The 17,390-nt window shown below is 54.7% G+C and carries 14 protein-coding genes; 6 read left to right on the forward strand and 8 right to left on the reverse strand.

What is annotated here, in order from left to right:
* Positions 1 to 1,008, reverse strand: coding sequence for an ABC transporter substrate-binding protein (locus MC50_RS24640; protein ID WP_032687347.1), 1,008 nt, complete (start codon positions 1,006 to 1,008; stop codon positions 1 to 3).
* Positions 1,009 to 1,346: 338 nt separating this feature from the next.
* On the opposite strand from MC50_RS24640, the gene MC50_RS24645 reads away from it, so the two are divergent.
* The 3 genes from MC50_RS24645 (at position 1,347) to hpaX (ending at position 5,139) form a co-directional block, all read left to right on the forward strand.
* Positions 1,347 to 2,381 (forward strand): malate/lactate/ureidoglycolate dehydrogenase, encoded by a 1,035-nt coding sequence (locus MC50_RS24645; RefSeq protein ID WP_047665174.1) that lies wholly within the window; start codon positions 1,347 to 1,349, stop codon positions 2,379 to 2,381.
* Between the two features lie 187 nt (positions 2,382 to 2,568).
* Positions 2,569 to 3,267 (forward strand): RluA family pseudouridine synthase, encoded by a 699-nt coding sequence (locus MC50_RS24650; RefSeq protein ID WP_047665175.1) that lies wholly within the window; start codon positions 2,569 to 2,571, stop codon positions 3,265 to 3,267.
* A gap of 501 nt (positions 3,268 to 3,768) precedes the next feature.
* Positions 3,769 to 5,139, forward strand: coding sequence for a 4-hydroxyphenylacetate permease (gene hpaX, locus MC50_RS24655; RefSeq protein WP_046852232.1), 1,371 nt, complete (start codon positions 3,769 to 3,771; stop codon positions 5,137 to 5,139).
* Positions 5,140 to 5,246: 107 nt separating this feature from the next.
* Here hpaX and tdcG read toward each other — a convergent pair whose 3' ends face one another.
* The 7 genes from tdcG to tdcA all read right to left on the reverse strand — a co-directional run bounded on the left by tdcG (position 5,247) and on the right by tdcA (position 14,134).
* Complete coding sequence (gene tdcG, locus MC50_RS24660; protein ID WP_047665177.1) at positions 5,247 to 6,611, reverse strand: L-serine ammonia-lyase; 1,365 nt, start codon at positions 6,609 to 6,611, stop codon at positions 5,247 to 5,249.
* 91 nt (positions 6,612 to 6,702) lie between these two features.
* Positions 6,703 to 7,092 carry an enamine/imine deaminase gene (locus MC50_RS24665; RefSeq protein ID WP_032687053.1) on the reverse strand — a complete coding sequence of 130 codons (390 nt, stop codon included), beginning with the start codon at positions 7,090 to 7,092 and terminating at the stop codon, positions 6,703 to 6,705.
* Positions 7,093 to 7,105: 13 nt separating this feature from the next.
* On the reverse strand, positions 7,106 to 9,400 hold the full coding sequence (pflB, locus tag MC50_RS24670) for a formate C-acetyltransferase (RefSeq protein ID WP_032695242.1): 2,295 nt from the start codon (positions 9,398 to 9,400) through the stop codon (positions 7,106 to 7,108).
* Between the two features lie 35 nt (positions 9,401 to 9,435).
* A complete protein-coding gene (tdcD, locus tag MC50_RS24675; RefSeq protein WP_032687051.1) occupies positions 9,436 to 10,644 on the reverse strand; it encodes a propionate kinase in 1,209 nt (402 codons plus the stop codon).
* Positions 10,645 to 10,672: 28 nt separating this feature from the next.
* Positions 10,673 to 12,004, reverse strand: a complete 1,332-nt coding sequence (gene tdcC, locus MC50_RS24680) for a threonine/serine transporter TdcC (RefSeq protein WP_032687050.1) — start codon at positions 12,002 to 12,004, stop codon at positions 10,673 to 10,675.
* A 20-nt stretch (positions 12,005 to 12,024) separates the two neighbouring features.
* Positions 12,025 to 13,014, reverse strand: a complete 990-nt coding sequence (gene tdcB, locus MC50_RS24685; RefSeq protein WP_047665179.1) for a bifunctional threonine ammonia-lyase/L-serine ammonia-lyase TdcB — start codon at positions 13,012 to 13,014, stop codon at positions 12,025 to 12,027.
* Positions 13,015 to 13,195: 181 nt separating this feature from the next.
* Positions 13,196 to 14,134: a transcriptional regulator TdcA gene (tdcA, locus tag MC50_RS24690; RefSeq protein ID WP_032695243.1), complete on the reverse strand. Its 939-nt coding sequence runs from the start codon at positions 14,132 to 14,134 to the stop codon at positions 13,196 to 13,198.
* 852 nt (positions 14,135 to 14,986) lie between these two features.
* Here tdcA and MC50_RS24695 point away from each other — a divergent pair.
* From MC50_RS24695 to MC50_RS24705, 3 genes are read left to right on the forward strand one after another with little or no spacing between them, the layout of a single operon-like run.
* A complete protein-coding gene (locus MC50_RS24695) occupies positions 14,987 to 16,075 on the forward strand; it encodes an ABC transporter ATP-binding protein (RefSeq protein WP_032687047.1) in 1,089 nt (362 codons plus the stop codon).
* On the forward strand, positions 16,068 to 16,697 hold the full coding sequence (locus tag MC50_RS24700) for an ABC transporter permease (protein WP_032687046.1): 630 nt from the start codon (positions 16,068 to 16,070) through the stop codon (positions 16,695 to 16,697). The genes MC50_RS24695 and MC50_RS24700 overlap by 8 nt, the downstream gene beginning before the upstream one ends.
* The gene (locus MC50_RS24705; protein WP_047665182.1) at positions 16,697 to 17,365 is read left to right on the forward strand and encodes an ABC transporter permease; all 669 of its coding nucleotides are present in this window, start codon (positions 16,697 to 16,699) and stop codon (positions 17,363 to 17,365) included. The genes MC50_RS24700 and MC50_RS24705 overlap by 1 nt, the downstream gene beginning before the upstream one ends.
* Positions 17,366 to 17,390 lie beyond the last annotated feature (25 nt).

The following is a 17,390-nucleotide window of genomic DNA, read 5'->3' on the forward strand; positions in this document are numbered from 1 at the left end:
TCAACTCCCCGGCAGGGTATGTGCTTCGCTGAAGAAATAATCTTTCCAGGATTCGGCTTTGTGTTTCAATATTCCCAGCTGATACAGCTTATCGGCATAAACAAACGTCCGCTGCGGGGTAATGGTGAAATTATTTTCCGGATCCGCGATCATTTTCTCGATAAACGCCGCCGGGAGCTTCGACTGCTCCACCCGAATATAGGATTGCGCGGCCCCGGCTGTATCGGCTTTAATGATCTCCTCCGCTTCCGCCAGGGCCGCGAAAAAGGCGCGATAGGTTTTTGGATTGTCATCATGAAATTTCTCCGTGGTATAGAGCAGATTAAAGGTTCCCGGTCCGCCTAATACCTCATAGGAACTTAATATTTTATGAATACCGGCATGTTCCAGCGCCTGATACTGAAAAGGCGGGCTGGAAAAATGGGCGCTAATTTCCGATTTTCCGCCAATCAGCGCCGCGCTGGCGTCCGGGTGCGGGAGACTGACCGTAATATTATCGAAGCGCTTATAGTCCGCGTTGCCAAACAGCCGCGCGGTCTCTATCTGCAGAGTCCGCGACTGAAAACCTACGCCGGCGGCAGGGACCGCGATACGGTCTTTACTGCTCAGATCCTTGACGCTCTGCACCGCCGGGTTGTTACTCAGCAGGTAGTTCGGCATCGATCCCAGAGCCGCGATCGCTTTCACATTCTGCTTGCCCCGGGTGCGGTCCCACAGCGTCAGCGCCGGCGGAACGCCGGCGGCCACCACGTCCAGCGCGCCGGAAAGCAGCCCTTCATTAAGTCCGGTGGCCCCGGAAAGCGTGCGCCACTCGACTTTAATATCCAGCCCTTCGTCTTTGCCATGCTTTTCGATTAGCTGATGATCTCGCACCACGTCGAGGATCAGATAGCCAATGCCATATTGCTGGGCAATACCGATGGTGCCCTCTGCCCTGGCAGCGGTCGCCGCCAGCAGAGTACTGAGCAAGAATAAAGCCGTTGCCGACCGTTTCCCTATATAAGACATGCCGTTGCCGTGCCGTAAATTCATTGCCGCTCCCGTCAATCATCAACCCACCGATCGCCGTCATATCCTGAGGCGTATTTAAAAAAGTCGATTTATCCTGAAGCCATTCCCCGGGAATAATAAATGATTTATTGCTATATATTATTCCCGTTAGTCCGGACGTCCGCAGGTGATAACAGTTAAATGACATCATGGTCTATTTTGCCGGCAAGAATTAACACCCGGTTATCACTATGCGTTTTCCAGATATATAAAGTCAGTTTCTGTCGTTATGTTAAGAAATAAACGGCGCTATAGTTTGCCGCTCATATTATTGAGTGGAAAACCAGGGAGCGATTATGCCGGTTTTTAATCATGATGAGCTGCGTCGCTATTTACGCCAGCACCTGCAGGAGGCCGGAGTCGCAAAGGCGGTTGCCGGGGAAGTAGCGGATAATCTTGTCGAGTCGTCGCTGCAAGGCCATGACTCACATGGGGTCACGCTTATTCCCCGCTATATCGAGGCCATTCGCGCCGGAGAACTCGATCCGCAGGCAACCCCGCAACTGCTTCGCGATGCCGGGCCCGTGATCTCGTTTCACGGCGGCAACGGTTTTGGCCAGCTGACCGGTCGGCTGGCGATGGAACAGGCTATTTTGCGGGTGCGGCAGTTTGGCGTTTGCATTATGGGACTGGCGCAGACCCATCATCTTGGGCGCATCGGCGCCTGGGCGGAACAGGCGGCGGCGGAGGGGCTGGTATCCCTGCACTTCGCTAACGTCGGCGCCCGCTCGGTGGTGCTGCCGTTCAACGGCCAGCGCCCGCGCTTCGGCACCAACCCTTTCTGCGTCGGTATTCCTGTCGCCGGCAAGCCGCCGGTAGTGCTTGATTTCGCGACCAGTACCATTGCCGGCAATAAAGCGCGGATCGCCTGGAATGCGGGCCGGGAGCTACCGCCCGGCTGCGCCGTGGATAACGTGGGCAACCCGACCCGCGATCCGCGCTGGCTGATGCAGGAGCCGCTCGGCGCGCTGCTGGCGTTCGGCGCCCACAAAGGTTCCGGTCTGGCGCTGATCTGCAGCCTGCTCGGCGCGGCGTTGACCGGCGGCGAAACCGAGAGCGCCCCGCCCCCCGCCGGGCCCGGCATCATCAACAATATGCTGTCGATCGTCTTCGACCCGTCCCTGCTCGGCGCGGGGGAGCGCTACACCGCGGCGGTGGCCGACATGCTGGCATGGACCCGCACATCGCGAGACGACGACGGGCTGCTGCTGCCCGGTGAGGCAGAGCAGCGGCAGCGGCAATTTCGCCTGCAGCACGGTATCGAAATCGATGAGGTCAGCTGGCAGCAGTTCAAAGCGCTGGAAGGCGCCCTGTCTACGCCGCATCCTTGAGATAACCACATCGGTAATCCGTCGGGCCCGGTAGTCAGGCGCCGTAGCGAACGCCAGTGACGGCGGCGTTCATGAGGTGATACCGCAGGAGCGGCCTGGCGATATTCCTCCCGCGGCTCCTCGCCGCAATCGCCAGCGGGCGGAAAATTCGCTATTATCCGCCCCCACCCTTTTCAGGCTCCTGTTCATGTCCACCATCGTCGATACTTTTATTGCCCCTCCCTGCTACGAATCCATCGCGATCCTTTATCAGGACGAGCATCTGCTGCTGATCAATAAGCCCGCCGGGCTGCTCAGCCTGTCGGGGAAGAATCCGCAGAATCTCGACTCGGTGCACCATCGGCTGGTGCAACAATTTCCCGGCTGTACCCTCGTTCACCGTCTGGATTTTGGTACTTCCGGGCTGATGGTGGTAGCCAAAAATAAAACGATCAATGCGGCGCTGAGCCATCAGTTCAGCCAACGTTCGGTAACAAAGGTATACAGCGCCCTGCTGTACGGGCATCTCCATGAGGATGAAGGCGCCATCGATGCCCCCATTGCCAAAGATCCGGCGCGCTTTCCGCGCATGGCCATTTGCGCCATTAACGGCAAGCCAGCCCGTTCCCGCTACCGGGTGACAGAACGCCTCACCCGTGAAGGCGCAGAGGGTAGCCTGCTGCCGCTGAGCCGGGTGCAGCTGTTCCCGGAAACCGGGCGCACCCACCAGCTGCGGATCCATTGTCAACTGCTGGGGCACCCGATTCTGGGCTGCGATCTCTACGGTGGCCTGACGTGGCCGGGCAGCGCACGCGCGCCGCGGCTCATGTTGCATGCCAGCGAACTGCATTTTGTTCACCCTGTCAGCGGCGAGCCCGTCAGCGCGCGCAATGCCAGTCCGTTCTGAATCTTCCGACGGCGGATGGTCGCCGCAGCGTTTTAAAACTGGCTTCATTATTATGTAGCAAGCTAATAAAAATGAATCATATTGATGACAACAGGCATTAACCGGTTCCCCCCTCCGATACGGCGTGGAGTTATGGGCTAATTACATGAATATTCAAGTAAATAGTTATATTCGCTCTCTCCACAACGGCACATAAGCTCTTTGTTTGTTCGTTTTGTCACAGCCTGACTTCCCTACACCGCCGCCCAACCGCTCTTTTTTTGCCTCATCGTGAACGCGAATCTCCGGATATCCACCGACTGAACACGCCAGCCCTGACGCATTACCCCCAGGCGATCTGGCTCTCATTATGATTCCAATATGTCGGTTAAGTAACAATTCTGTATCATTTATTGAACATTAAATTGACGTTCTCCCTGTCTGTTTTCTATACGTTTAGCCGACCTGTTGACCAATACTAATAATCACAATGTGGAGCTTTTGATGAACAATAGTCCTTCAATGGAACAGACCCGCTCCGAGGTACTGGTCCCGCCCTCCTCTGCGGCGAGACCTCTGGATGCACGTCAGCAATCCGTCATCAATAAACTATTTCGTCGCTTAATTGTTTTTCTCTTTATTCTGTTCGTATTCTCCTACCTCGACCGTATCAACATTGGCTTTGCCGGCCTGACCATGGGCAAAGATCTGGGGCTCACCAGCACCATGTTCGGCCTGGCCACCACCCTGTTTTACGTGATGTACGTGATCTGCGGCATTCCCAGCAACATCATGCTCAGTATCGTCGGCGCCCGCCGCTGGATCGCCATTTTGATGGTGGTCTGGGGGATAGCCTCCACCGCCACCATGTTCGCCACTGGCCCGAACAGTCTTTACGTGCTGAGAATGCTGGTGGGAATTGCCGAAGCCGGCTTCCTCCCGGGACTGTTGCTGTACTTAACTTTCTGGTTCCCGGCGCAATACCGCGCCCGCGCCAACGCCCTGTTTATGATTGCGATGCCCGTCACCATGGCGCTTGGCTCGCTGGCTTCCGGGTATATTCTTAATCTCGACGGCGTGCTGAATCTGAAAGGCTGGCAGTGGCTCTTTTTGCTGGAAGGGTTTCCGTCGGTGCTGCTCGGACTGGTGGTGTGGTTCTGGCTTGATGACAGCCCGGATAAAGCCAAATGGCTGACTGCCGATGATAAAGCCTGTTTAAAAGAGATGCTGGATGCCGACCGCGCGGCGCTACAGCAATCGCGGCTCAGCGAAGCCAGCCTGCCGCTGTCTCAGCGCAGCATGCTGCGGGAGCTGTTTACCCCGGTTATCATGCTCTACACGCTGGCCTATTTCTGCCTGACCAATACCCTGAGCGCCCTCAGCGTCTGGACGCCGCTAATTCTGCGCAGCTTCAACGAGCAGAGCAGTAATATCACTATCGGGATCCTGAGCGCGATTCCGCAAATCTGTACCATCGTCGGGATGATCTGGTGGAGCAAACGCTCCGACCGCCTGAAGGAGCGCAAGCTGCATACGCTGCTGCCCTATCTGTTCGCGGCGGCGGGCTGGATGCTCACCGCGTCCAGCAGCAACCCGCTGCTGCAGTTCACCGGGATCGTGATGGCTTCCGCCGGCGCCTTTGCCGCGATGGTCATTTTCTGGACGACTCCTGACCAGTCAATTTCTCTGCGCGCGCGGGCGCTGGGGATTGCGGTGATCAACGCGACCGGCATGACCGGCGCGGCGCTGGGGCCGCTGTTGATGGGCTGGCTGAAAGACGTCACGGGGAATTTCAACGCCGGTATCTTTATGGTCGCCGGGTTCCTGGTGCTGGGCGCGGTGGTGATTGCCGTGATTCCGATGAAAACGGCGGTGAAACAAAGCACTCTGTAAGCGCTGACCGTCTGATTTTCCTGCCGATAAGGCATCAGGGGCGGCAATCTGCCGCCCCTGATATTGTGCCCGCCGGGCCTTGCGCTCCCCCGCTATTGCCACGCGACCTACACGCAGAGCACTTTTATCGCCAGCCCGCCGCGGGAGGTTTCGCGGTATTTATCATTCATATCCTTGCCGGTTTCGTACATCGTTTCGATAACCTTATCCAGCGAAACATGTGGCTCTGAGGTGCGACGCAGCGCCATACGCGCCGCATTGACGGCCTTAACCGCGTTAATCGCATTGCGCTCAATACAGGGAATTTGCACCTGCCCGGCAACCGGGTCGCAGGTGAGGCCGAGGTTATGCTCCATGGCGATTTCCGCCGCAATGCAGACCTGTGCCGGGCTGCCGCCAAGCAGTTCGGTCAACCCTGCCGCCGCCATCGAGCAAGCGACGCCAATCTCTCCCTGACAACCGACTTCAGCCCCGGAAATCGACGCATTCATTTTATACAGCGCGCCAATCGCGCCCGCCGCCAGCAGATAGCGCGCCAGCGAACCGGCGTTGACCGGACGGCGGAATTTATCGTAATAGGCCAGCACGGCGGGAATTATTCCGCAGGCACCATTGGTCGGCGCCGTCACCACTCGCCCGCCGGCGGCATTCTCTTCACTGACCGCCAGGGCGAACATATTGATCCAGTCAATGACGTTCATCGGGTCGCTGGAGAGGCTATCGCTGGAAACCAGCCGCCGCCTTAACGCCGCCGCGCGACGCGGAACATTCAGCGGGCCGGGCAACACCCCTTCGGTGTTCATTCCGCGCTCGATACCGTCGCGCATCACCGCGTAGATGCGCATAAAACCGGCGTCAATCTCCGCCTGACTGCGCAGCGCCAGCTCGTTTTGCCTCATCAGTCCGGAGACCGACAGGCCGTTGCGTTCGCAAAGCCGCAGCAGTTCGCTGGCGGAACGAAAATCATAGGGCACCGCAACCTCGGCATCCGGCGTCCCCCCGCAGGCTCCCTCTTCGACGATAAAACCGCCGCCGATCGAATAGTAGGTCTGGCTCGCCCACGCCTGTGCGCCACTCCAGGCGGTTATACGCATCCCGTTTTCGTGATACGGGAGGGTTTGCGGGTGAAACACGATGTCGTCCGCCATCTGAAAGTCTACGCTCTGCACGCCGTTGGCGATCGGCAGGCGCCCGCTGTGCATCACCTGCTGAATAAATGCCGGCATGCCGTCAATATCGACATTTTGCGGGCTGTTTCCCGCCAGTCCCATAACAATCGCGACATCGGTGGCATGACCTTTACCGGTCAGCGACAGAGAACCATACAGGTCGACCACGATGCGCGTGATAGGAGCGATGTCGCCCATGCTCACCAACTGGTCGATAAAACGTTTTCCGGCATTCATCGGCCCTACGGTGTGCGAACTGGAAGGACCAATGCCGGGTTTAAAAATATCGAATGCGCTAATCATATCCCCATCCTCGGGTTGCCGTTGCGTGGAGAACAGAAGTCACAGGAATTGGACGGCAGGGCAAAAACAGGTACGCCCCGCCGCCGTTGCCTCAGAGGTCGCGTACCGCGATGGCTTCAATTTCCAGCTTCACATCCTTTGGCAGGCGGGCAACCTGCACGCAGCTGCGCGTCGGGTAGGTCGCCTGATGCTCATCAAAGAAGTGCTGATAGACCTGATTGATGGTGGCAAAGTCATTGAGATCGGTAATAAATACGGTGGTCTTCACGATGCTGCCCACCTCCAGCCCCGCCGCCGTCACGATCGCCTTAACGTTTTCCAGACTTTGACGCGCCTGATCGGCCACGCTGTCGGCAATCTTTCCCGTCTGCGGGCAGACCGGAATCTGTCCCGATGTCATGACCTGATAGCCGAGGTCGACGCCCTGAACATAGGGGCCAATGGCCCCCGGCGCGTGTGGGGTTGCAATTATCTTTCTCATCGTTCCTCCGGCGCTACAGCGCCTGGGTAAAGGTGCGTGAAATGACGTCCTGCTGCTGTTCGCGGGTCAGCGCATTGAAGCGCACGGCGTAACCGGAGACGCGAATCGTCAGGTTCGGGTAGTTTTCCGGGTGTTCGATGGCATCGAGCAGCATATCCCGGTTCATGACGTTGACGTTCAGGTGCTGTCCGCCCTCAACGTGCGCTTCGTGGTGGAAGTAGCCGTCCAGCAGCCCCACCAGGTTGGTTTTGCGCGTGGTTTCCTCTTTGCCCAGCGCGGCGGGGACAATAGAGAAGGTGTAGGAGATACCGTCTTTGGCGTAGGTGAACGGCAGCTTAGCGACGGAGGTTAATGACGCCACCGCCCCTTTGCGATCGCGACCGTGCATCGGGTTCGCCCCCGGCGCGAACGGCGTACCGGCCCGGCGACCGTCCGGGGTATTGCCCGTTTTCTGCCCATAGACCACGTTGGAGGTGATGGTCAGAATCGACTGGGTTGGGACAGCGTTGCGGTAGGTCGGCAGCACTTTAATCTTCTTCATAAAGCGTTCGACCAGATCGCAGGCGATACTGTCGACCCGCTGATCGTTGTTGCCATACTGCGGATAGTCGCCTTCGATGACAAAATCAACCGCCAGCCCGGTATGGTCGCGGACCGGTTTTACCTTCGCGTACTTGATAGCCGACAACGAATCGGTCGCCACCGACAGCCCGGCGATGCCGCAGGCCATGGTGCGATACACGTCGCGGTCATGCAGCGCCATCAGCGAAGCTTCATAGCTGTACTTGTCGTGCATATAGTGGATGATGTTGAGCGCGCTGATGTACTGCACCGCCAGCCAGTCCATAAAGTGATCGAGGCTGTTCATCACCGTGTCATAGTCAAGCACCTCATCCATCAGCGGCGCCGTTTTCGGCCCGACCTGAATTTTCAGCTTCTCATCCACGCCGCCGTTAATCGCGTACAGCAGGGTTTTCGCCAGATTGGCGCGCGCGCCGAAGAACTGCATCTGCTTGCCGATAATCATCGGACTGACGCAGCAGGCAATGGCGTAGTCGTCGCTGTTAAAATCGACCCGCATTAAGTCATCGTTTTCATACTGTAATGAGGAGGTGACGATGGAAACCTGAGCCGCATATTTTTTGAAGGCGATCGGCAACGCTTCTGACCAGAGTACGGTGAGGTTTGGTTCCGGGGCCGGCCCCATGGTATGCAGCGTATGCAGATAGCGATAGGCGTTTTTGGTCACCAGCGTCCGCCCGTCCAGCCCCATGCCACCGATCACTTCGGTCGCCCAGATAGGGTCGCCGGAGAAGAGCGTGTCGAATTCCGGCGTGCGCAGGAAACGCACCATGCGGATCTTCATAATGAAGTGGTCGATCAGCTCCTGAGCCTGCCGCTCGGTTAAGCGCCCGCTGTTGAAGTCGCGCTCAATGTAGATATCGAGGAAAGTGGCGGTGCGGCCCAGCGACATGGCGCCGCCGTTTTGCGATTTGACCGCCGCCAGATAGGCAAAATAGACCCACTGTACCGCTTCCTGGGCATTGCACGCCGGGCGAGAGATATCGCAGCCGTACTTCGCCGCCATCTCCTGCATTTGCAGCAGCGCGCGGCGGTGTTCTGCCAGCTCTTCGCGCAGGCGAATCGTCGCTTCCAGATTCTGCCCGTACTCCAGGCTGGACTGCAGATCGGCAAACTGCAGCTCGCGTTCGCGCACCAGGTAACGAATACCGTACAGCGCCACGCGGCGATAGTCGCCGATAATGCGCCCGCGGCCGTAGCCGTCCGGCAGCCCGGTCAGCACGCCGGATTTGCGACAGCGCAGCATATCCGGCGAATAGGCATCGAACACCCCCTGATTGTGCGTTTTGCGCACGTCGGTAAACAGATATTCAAAGTGCGGATCCATTTCACGACCGTAGGCATCGAAAGAACTTTTGATCATGTTGATGCCGCCGAACGGATGCAGCGCGCGCTTCAGCGGTTGCTCCGTTTGCAGCCCAACGATCTTTTCCAGTTCCTGTTCAATATAACCGGCAGCATGCGCGGTAATCGAGGTGGCTATATTGGTATCGAAATCGACCGGGGCGTGGGTCGCATTTTCAATATGTATTCCCGCCATCACTTTTTCCCACAGTGCGGTGGTTGCCGGCGTGGCCTCGGCAAGAAAGGATTCGTCCCCTTCATATGGCGTATAGTTGTGCTGAATAAAATCACGGACATTAATTTCTGCTTGCCAGTCCGTCCCTTTAAAACCTTGCCACGCTTCGGCATACAGCATATCGCTGGTATCGATATCTACCTTCATGAAAAATAGTCTCTCTGCAGGACAAAAAAAATAAATTATGCAAATTCCACTTGTGCGTTAATTTTCCCTAAGTGAATCGCATCGAGGGCAATCATTTTCTCTTCATTGGTCGGGATAACCGCGCAAATAACCCGGGCGGAGTCGGTGGAAATAATTCTTTCACCGTGGGAATTGGGCAGGCTATTCATGTCAGGATCGAGGGTGACCCCCAGTACCGCCAGATGTTCAATCACCAGGCGACGAATTAATAACGAGTTCTCACCGATACCGCCGGTAAAAATAATTCCGTCGAGACGATGTAGCGATGCGGCATGACCGGCAATATGGCGGGCAATCCGATGGACAAAGGTTTTAATCGCCAGCCGGGCGCGCTCATGACCGGCGTGCCAGGCCTTCTCCAGCACCCGCAGATCGGAAGAGAGGCCGGAAATGCCAAGCAGCCCGGACTCCTTATTCACCACCCGCTCAAGGTCGCTGAGGGTCTGGTTGGTTTCGCAGGCGATCCATGCCATGGCGCCGAAGTCGACATCGCCACAGCGGGTGCCCATCATGAGCCCTTCCAGCGGCGTCATCCCCATTGAGGTATCCACGCTCTGCCCGTTGCGCACGGCGCAGATAGAGGCACCGTTGCCCAGGTGGGCGATAACCAACCCGGAATCCGCTTCCGGCAGCGCCAGCAAGGTCTGCGCCCGCTGAGCGACATAGCGATGCGAGGTGCCGTGAAAACCGTAGCGGCGCACGCCGAGCTCCTCAAAATACTTCCACGGCAGCCCATAGAGATAGGCCTCTGGCGCCAGCGTCTGGTGGAAGCTGGTATCAAACACCGCCACCTGCCTGACCCCCGGAAAGAGCTGTTGCGCTGAGGCAATGCCGCTAAGATTGGCGTAATTATGCAACGGCGCTAATGGCGACACCCGACGGATATTGTCAATCACCTCCTCGGTAATCACCACGGACTGCGTAAATATATTTCCGCCGTGGGCAATACGGTGGCCAATTAAGGCCACGCTGTCGATTAACGACCGTTTTTCCAGTTCAAAGGCAATGGCCTTTAAGGCGCCCTCGTAGTTACGCTGAGCCAGCTTAACTGGCTCTCCGTCGTTGATAGATAAAAAAGCGTTTTCAGAATTAATCCCGTCGGCAATTCCCGCCATTAAAACATCACAGCTGCTTGCATCAAGGACTGAAAATTTAATAGAAGACGATCCACAGTTAATGACCAGTACTACCGGGAATTCATTCATTTCATCACTCCGTTGATCCTGAGCTGAATTAAAACAGTTTGTAGACGATATTCAGAATGGTCAGTAAACCCACCGCGGTGACGAACACGTTATCCAGCCGGCCGCGATATTTCGCCAGCGACGGCGCTTTACGGATGGCATACATCGGTAACAGACACAATAGTGAGGCAATAATTGGCGCGCCCATCGCTTCAATCAGGTCGAGGATATTTGGGTTGGCATACGCCACCACCCAGGTGGAACCCATAATAAAGACCATGCTGATGGTGTTGAGCTTGCGGGTAGAAACTTTGGTTTTATCACCTTTATAGCCGAACTTGAGAACCAGTCCGTTCAGCCCTTCGAGGGTACCGAGATAGTGGCCGAAGAACGATTTGAAAATAGCCACCAGGGCGATAATCGATGCGCCGTACTCCAGTACCGTTGCAAAGGTCGATTTGCTGCCGGACATGGAGGCAAAGTGGTTCGCCAGGTAAGAGAGCACCGGAATGTTCTGCGCTTTCGCATCCGCCATGTTTTCCGGCGACAGCGTGAACAGGCAGCTGAAGGCGAAGAACATCACCACCGCTACCATCAACATACTGGCGCGGGAGATAATCTGCGAACATTTGCGCTCGGTAAAATCGCGGCCGTAATCCTTTTCATACTCTTCCCGCTTAGAGACCACAAACGAGGAGACAATCGGCGAAAAGTTAAAGGAGAAAACCATGATAGAAATCCCCAGCCACACGGTCACGAGGATGCCATCGTGCCCGGTTAAGGCGATATCACTGAGGTTCACCTGATCGATAACCGCAGAGTTCCAGTAGGGAATCAGCGACAGGGAAATCAGCACCAGGCTGGCGATGAACGGAAAGACCAGGAAGCTCATCACTTTAACCATCAGATCCTTACCGAACCAGATGACAAACGCCATCAGCAGCAGCAGGAACAGCGCCACAAAGCCGCGGTTCAGCGCCGGCATCTGCAGCTGGTTTTCCCAGAAGGTCATAAAGGTGTTGGTAATGGTGACGCCGTAAATCCACAGCAGCGGGCAAATGGCGAAGAAGTAGAGGAGCGTGATGACCACGCCACCCGTTTTCCCGAAATGCTCTTCCACCGTCTCGGTGATGTTACCGGAGGCATTCGAACCGGACAGACAGAGCCGGGCCAGCGCCCGGTGGCAATAAAAGGCGATCGGATAGGCTAAAACCAGCATTAAAAGAATCGGGATTAAACCGCCAAATCCGGCGCGAATGGGGAAAAAGAGCACCCCGGCGCCGATGGCCGTACCAAATAATCCCAGGGTCCACGTGGTGTCCGATTTACGCCAGGATGACTGTCTTGTCTCGCTGGATACAATGCTATCAGTAGTACTCATATCCTGTCCTCAACATAAGATTAAGCGTCAACTAAACCAGTAATTTGCGAAACGCGAGAAAGATCGATATTGCCACCAGAAATAATGCTGACGGTTTTCCGGTTCTGAATATAGCTATCTAACTTCCCGCTTAATAATGCGGCGCAGGCTAACGCCCCGGCGCCTTCAGTAATAACTTTATTGCGCTGAATTAATGCGATCATGCTATTACGGATTTCATCTTCACTAACCAGAAAAATATCATCGACGAGTTCGCGAACGATTTCGTAAGTGAGATTTCCCGGACGTGAAACATCGCAGCCATCGGCCAGGGTGCCGGTCGTTCGGTGACTGGTAATCGCGCCGGCGTAATAAGATGCGGCCATACCGTGGACATTTTCTGATTGCACGCCAATAATTCGAATTGTCGGGTTAATCGATTTAATCGCTACCGCGATCCCGGCAATCAGACCACCGCCGCCGATGGGCACAATCACATTATCGACATCATAAAGATCTTCCATGATTTCCAGACCAATGGTCCCCTGCCCGGCAATAACTTTGGCATCGTCATACGGAGGAATAAATATGCGACCTTCCATTTCGACAATTTCGCTGACTTTAGCGATGGTGTCATTGAAGTTGTCACCGTGGAGGATCACCTCCGCCGAATAATCACAGGTGGCGGCGACCTTGGATTTCGGCGCCCCTTTTGGCATCACCACTTTGCCGTCGATTCCCAGCATGGCGCAGGAGAGCGAAACCCCTTGCGCATGGTTGCCGGCGGAACATGCCACCACGCCCTTGCGCTTTTCAGCTTCGTTGAGTGAACTGAGTTTGTTAAAGGCGCCGCGGATTTTAAACGACCCGGTGCGTTGCATATTCTCAAACTTGAGGAATATTTCACCTTTACAGCGCTCGCTAAAATAATTAGAGCGCGGCATGCCTGTTTTATAAATCTTTCCTGCCAGTCTTTTCTTTGCTTCGAGGATATCGTCAATGGCAACCGGGAGATCGTATGTAATGTGCATTATAGCCTCTTAACTGGATATCAAATAATAATCCCGTCATGTTTCAAAGCGTATTTATCCCGGCAGGATTATGTTCCCGCCAACGCTACGATTTGAATTATTCAGGGTATAGTTAGCCGGTACCACCGGCTGATAATCAGCGCGATGATATGAATTTATAACCAAGAATAAATCTGTTTAACTAATCAACTTCAATTAATTGTCTTTTTCTGCAACCGCCAGATGCTGAATATTCTTTCGCTAATTCCACCAATACCGAAGCGGCATTTTTAATGCGGTAATTCTTTGACCAAATTGCCGCATAGCGGGCAACGGGTAAGGCTTCGGTAATCGGGATGGTAATAAACTGGTTGGAGCCAAAGGGCGTCGTCATATCGCAAGGAATAACTGTCAGGAAATCAGCATTGAGAACAAGATTATAAATTGTGACGACGGAGTCGGTTTTAACGATGTTTTCACTGTTGATGCCGCTGCGCTGTAGCGTGGTGAGGAGTTCACTGTAGTAACCCATGTTGGTTTGCGGCAACACCCACTGTTCGTTCTGCAACGACGCCAGCGTGGTGGTGCCGGTGCATGTTCGTGACTTGCTGGCCACCAGCACAAACTCCGATTCAAACAGCGGCTCCACGTGCAGATCGTGGAGCTTCATTTCATCACTCAGCGTGCCAATGGCGAAATCAAGCCGCCCGTCGCGAATGGCCGGCAGGAACGAGGAGAGCTGCGCTTCGTACATCGATACCTGGGCTTTAGGAAACACTTTCTTGAACTTGTGAATCATGTCAGACATAAAGGTGAAGCCAATCAGCGACGGAAAACCGAACGAGACGTCGACGACCGTGTTACAGGTCATGCTGTGCATTTCATTGACCATATTTTTCATTTCACGGGTAATGGATTCCGACCAGGACAGCAGCACCTGACCGGTATTGGTCAAGGTGACGCCGGTATTTTTACGCACCACCAGTTCCGTGCCAAAATATGCCTCAATGTCATTAATGATCTTACTCACTGCGGGCTGAGTTAATCCTAATTCTTTTGCTGCCGAGCCGATGGAACCGCTTCTGATAACTTCCTGGAAAACGACCAGGTGCTGTGTTTTTGGCAGAGGAATCGTATTCATATCAACCTGCTTTAATTATCTTTTCGACGCGGTGAAGTGTACCAAATGGCGATCGCAGGGTTATGTGAGACCACTCACAAACACCTCTGACAGATATTTTCCCGATCAATTAACATAGAAATAAAATCAATAATATCAATATATTACTAATTAAATGTCGATTTTTTGCATGATTTTCGTCAAAAAAAGATGTGGGGATAACAATATTTTATGGGGATAACAAAGGCTAATTTTTGAGCTATTTTGAAAGAAGTTAAACATGATATTTCAACCTTCAGCGTGCAATTATTCAGCGATATTGTTATGCAACTGTTAGCGTAAAAAATAAAATATAATGAGAAATCAGGTTTTTCTTTTTTTAAAAATCGTATGGGGTCACACTTTTCGCCCCTGGTTGTTTGTAAAAGTATCTTTCATTCATTATTGCGCAAAATAACAGACACAACGCATTAGCATTTTGCATACAATTTTAACTCTGCATTTTTCATAATTTTTAGCACGTAATTTCTTGATTAAAATCAAATGTAACTTTTCATACGACAAAAACTTTCATCCATAGACGTTTGTGCCATACATCACAAATTCTGAAATCAATATTCTGCGCCTCCCCCTTTCATCGCGCCAAACGGCAGCAGAATCGTCGTTTTCGCCACGCCTGCAGAACAAAAACGCGCCCTGTGCGGCCGGGCCAGATAAAAACTGCGTTCTGGTGGGACAGAATTGAACAGATTCCAACTATGCAATTGCGAATAACGTATTTGCCCTCCCCATAGCCGCTCTGTAATTTGTATTTTATTCGTGCCGCCGTAAAAGCCATAAATTCTCAATAAATTCAGAGTGCTACAATTCCCCATGATCAGATTAGAAAACATTCATAAGACCTATCCCGGCAGCGCGCATGCGGCAATACGCGGCCTTAACCTGATGATTAATAACGGTGAATTCTGCACGTTTGTCGGCCCCAGCGGATGCGGCAAAACCACAATCCTGCGCATGATTAATCAACTCGATAAACCGGACGCCGGCAGCGTTTATGTCCAGGGCGTTAACATCGCGCAGGCCGATATCATTCAGGTGCGGCGTAAAATTGGCTTTGTCATGCAAAGCGCCGCGCTGTTTCCCCATCGTACCGTGGCGCAAAATATCGCCACGGTCCCTCGCCTGCTGGGCTGGCGTAAAGCGCAAATTCGCGCCCGCATCGATGAACTGGTGGACTTAATGTCGCTAGACCGTCATCTGCTGGCGCGCTACCCGCATCAGCTCTCCGGCGGGCAGCAGGGACGCGTCGCCATTGCCCGGGCGTTAGCCGCCGATCCGCCGATTCTGCTGATGGACGAACCCTTCGCCGCCATTGACCCGGTGGTCCGCGAGCGTCTGCAGGATGAGCTATTGCTTATTCAGCAGCGCCTGCATAAGACCATCGTGCTGGTGACGCATGACATCAATGAGGCCATACGGCTGGGAGATAAGATCGCCATCTTCCAGGAGGGGGGCGTGCTGGCGCAGTGTGATACGCCGGACCGGATTCTGGCGCACCCGGCGAGCGAGTTTGTCCAACGCTTTATCGGTCCCGAACCCAACCTGAAACGGCTGGGGATGATTCAGGTCGGCCAGCTACCGCGACATGATGTCACGCTGGTTGACGAAGGTTTATCCCCGATAGCCACCGCGCATCCGACGGTCACCAGCCCGCTGCGGCTGGTGCTGGATAAAGAACGCCGTCCCGTCCACTGGTTCGACCCGGATAAACGCGTCACGCTGCCGATTGTTCAGCCGCTGCAGGCCCTGAATACGCTGCGTTTTGCCTATAGCGCGCTGCTGGATGCGCCGGGGGGCGTGCTGGTGCACGTGGACAGCAATGGTCAATATCAGGGCACCATTTCTCATGCCCTGCTCCAGCATGTGCTGGATGGCCACGTGGAAATTCGCCGCTATGATTGACTGGCAGTGGATGGTTGACAACAAAATCCTGATTGGCGAACTGCTGTGGCAACATACGCAGCTGGTCTGCATCTCGCTGTTTTTTGGCACGCTGTTAACGGGCGCGCTGCTGGTCGTAACGCTACGCTGGCCCGCCACCGCTCAGCCTTTGATTTATCTTTGCGGGGTCATCTTTACTATCCCGTCGTTGGCGTTATTTATTCTGTTACTGCCCTTTACCGGCCTGTCGCTGACAACCTCGGTCATCGGCTTAACCATCTATTCACTGTTGATCCTGCTGCGTAACGTTATCGCCGGAATCGAAAAACTGCCCGCCGCCGTGCTGGAGTCGGCGCGCGCGCTCGGCTACACGCGCCACTACCGGTTTATGGATATTGAGTTACCTCTGCTGGTGCCCTCTCTGTTTGCCGGTCTGCGGATTGCCTCCGTGACGCTGGTGGGGCTGGTCACCGTCACCGCGCTGATTGGCCAGGGCGGTCTGGGGCAATTGCTGCTGGCGGGCTTTAATCAGGATTTTCTCACTCCCATTGTTGTCAGCCTGGCATTAAGCCTCGTGCTGTCGTTTTTACTGGACTCGCTGATCGCCCACGTTGGCTATTGGCTTACGCCCTGGGCACGCTAATGGATATATTACTGGCCACCGTCCGCTGGTTTTCACAACCCGAACACTGGTTCGGCGATGCGGGTATTTTACTGCGCCTGCGCGAGCATATTTATTATGTGCTGATCAGCATCGCTTGCTCATCGGCCATCGCTTTGCCGCTGGGTATTGCCCTCGGCTACTGGCGGAAAGGCGCCTTCCTTATTATTAATCTGTTTAATATTGGCCGCGCCATTCCCTCATTAGGGCTTATTTTGCTATGCATTATTTTATTTGGTTTTAATGATGTGCCGGTTTTTGCCGCGCTGGTGGCCATGTCGATTCCCCCCGTGCTGACCAATACCTGGGTCGGTATTTATCATGCCGATCGCCCGCTTTGCGACGCCGCCACCGCGCTGGGAATGACGCCATGGCAAAGCCTGTGGCAACTGCGTATCCCGCTGGCGGCGCCGCTGATTATCGCCGGACTGCGCACCGCGCTGGTACAGCTGATCGCCACCGCCGTGGTCGCCGCCTACGCCGGCCTGGGCGGTCTGGGGCGCTTCCTGATCGACGGTCTTGGTCAGCGCGATATTCCACAGGTTATTGCCGGGTCGCTGGTAGTCTCGCTACTGGCTATCGGCAGTGAACTGCTGTTCAGCTACTGTAGCCGGAAATGGAGTCATACCGCCATCGCACCAGAGTATTAAACAACAACCATAAATCATCTGCATA

Origin of the sequence: Klebsiella planticola (genome assembly GCF_000783935.2) — a bacterium.
Taxonomy (GTDB): domain Bacteria; phylum Pseudomonadota; class Gammaproteobacteria; order Enterobacterales; family Enterobacteriaceae; genus Klebsiella; species Klebsiella planticola.

Excerpts from the sequence above, each read along its gene's own strand:
- MC50_RS24640 (WP_032687347.1), bottom strand. The coding sequence starts at position 1,008 with ATGTCTTATATAGGGAAACGGTCGGCAACGGCTTTATTCTTGCTCAGT.
- MC50_RS24645 (WP_047665174.1), top strand. The coding sequence starts at position 1,347 with ATGCCGGTTTTTAATCATGATGAGCTGCGTCGCTATTTACGCCAGCAC.
- MC50_RS24650 (WP_047665175.1), top strand. The coding sequence starts at position 2,569 with ATGTCCACCATCGTCGATACTTTTATTGCCCCTCCCTGCTACGAATCC.
- hpaX (WP_046852232.1), top strand. The coding sequence starts at position 3,769 with ATGGAACAGACCCGCTCCGAGGTACTGGTCCCGCCCTCCTCTGCGGCG.
- tdcG (WP_047665177.1), bottom strand. The coding sequence starts at position 6,611 with ATGATTAGCGCATTCGATATTTTTAAACCCGGCATTGGTCCTTCCAGT.
- MC50_RS24665 (WP_032687053.1), bottom strand. The coding sequence starts at position 7,092 with ATGAGAAAGATAATTGCAACCCCACACGCGCCGGGGGCCATTGGCCCC.
- pflB (WP_032695242.1), bottom strand. The coding sequence starts at position 9,400 with ATGAAGGTAGATATCGATACCAGCGATATGCTGTATGCCGAAGCGTGG.
- tdcD (WP_032687051.1), bottom strand. The coding sequence starts at position 10,644 with ATGAATGAATTCCCGGTAGTACTGGTCATTAACTGTGGATCGTCTTCT.
- tdcC (WP_032687050.1), bottom strand. The coding sequence starts at position 12,004 with ATGAGTACTACTGATAGCATTGTATCCAGCGAGACAAGACAGTCATCC.
- tdcB (WP_047665179.1), bottom strand. The coding sequence starts at position 13,014 with ATGCACATTACATACGATCTCCCGGTTGCCATTGACGATATCCTCGAA.
- tdcA (WP_032695243.1), bottom strand. The coding sequence starts at position 14,134 with ATGAATACGATTCCTCTGCCAAAAACACAGCACCTGGTCGTTTTCCAG.
- MC50_RS24695 (WP_032687047.1), top strand. The coding sequence starts at position 14,987 with ATGATCAGATTAGAAAACATTCATAAGACCTATCCCGGCAGCGCGCAT.
- MC50_RS24700 (WP_032687046.1), top strand. The coding sequence starts at position 16,068 with ATGATTGACTGGCAGTGGATGGTTGACAACAAAATCCTGATTGGCGAA.
- MC50_RS24705 (WP_047665182.1), top strand. The coding sequence starts at position 16,697 with ATGGATATATTACTGGCCACCGTCCGCTGGTTTTCACAACCCGAACAC.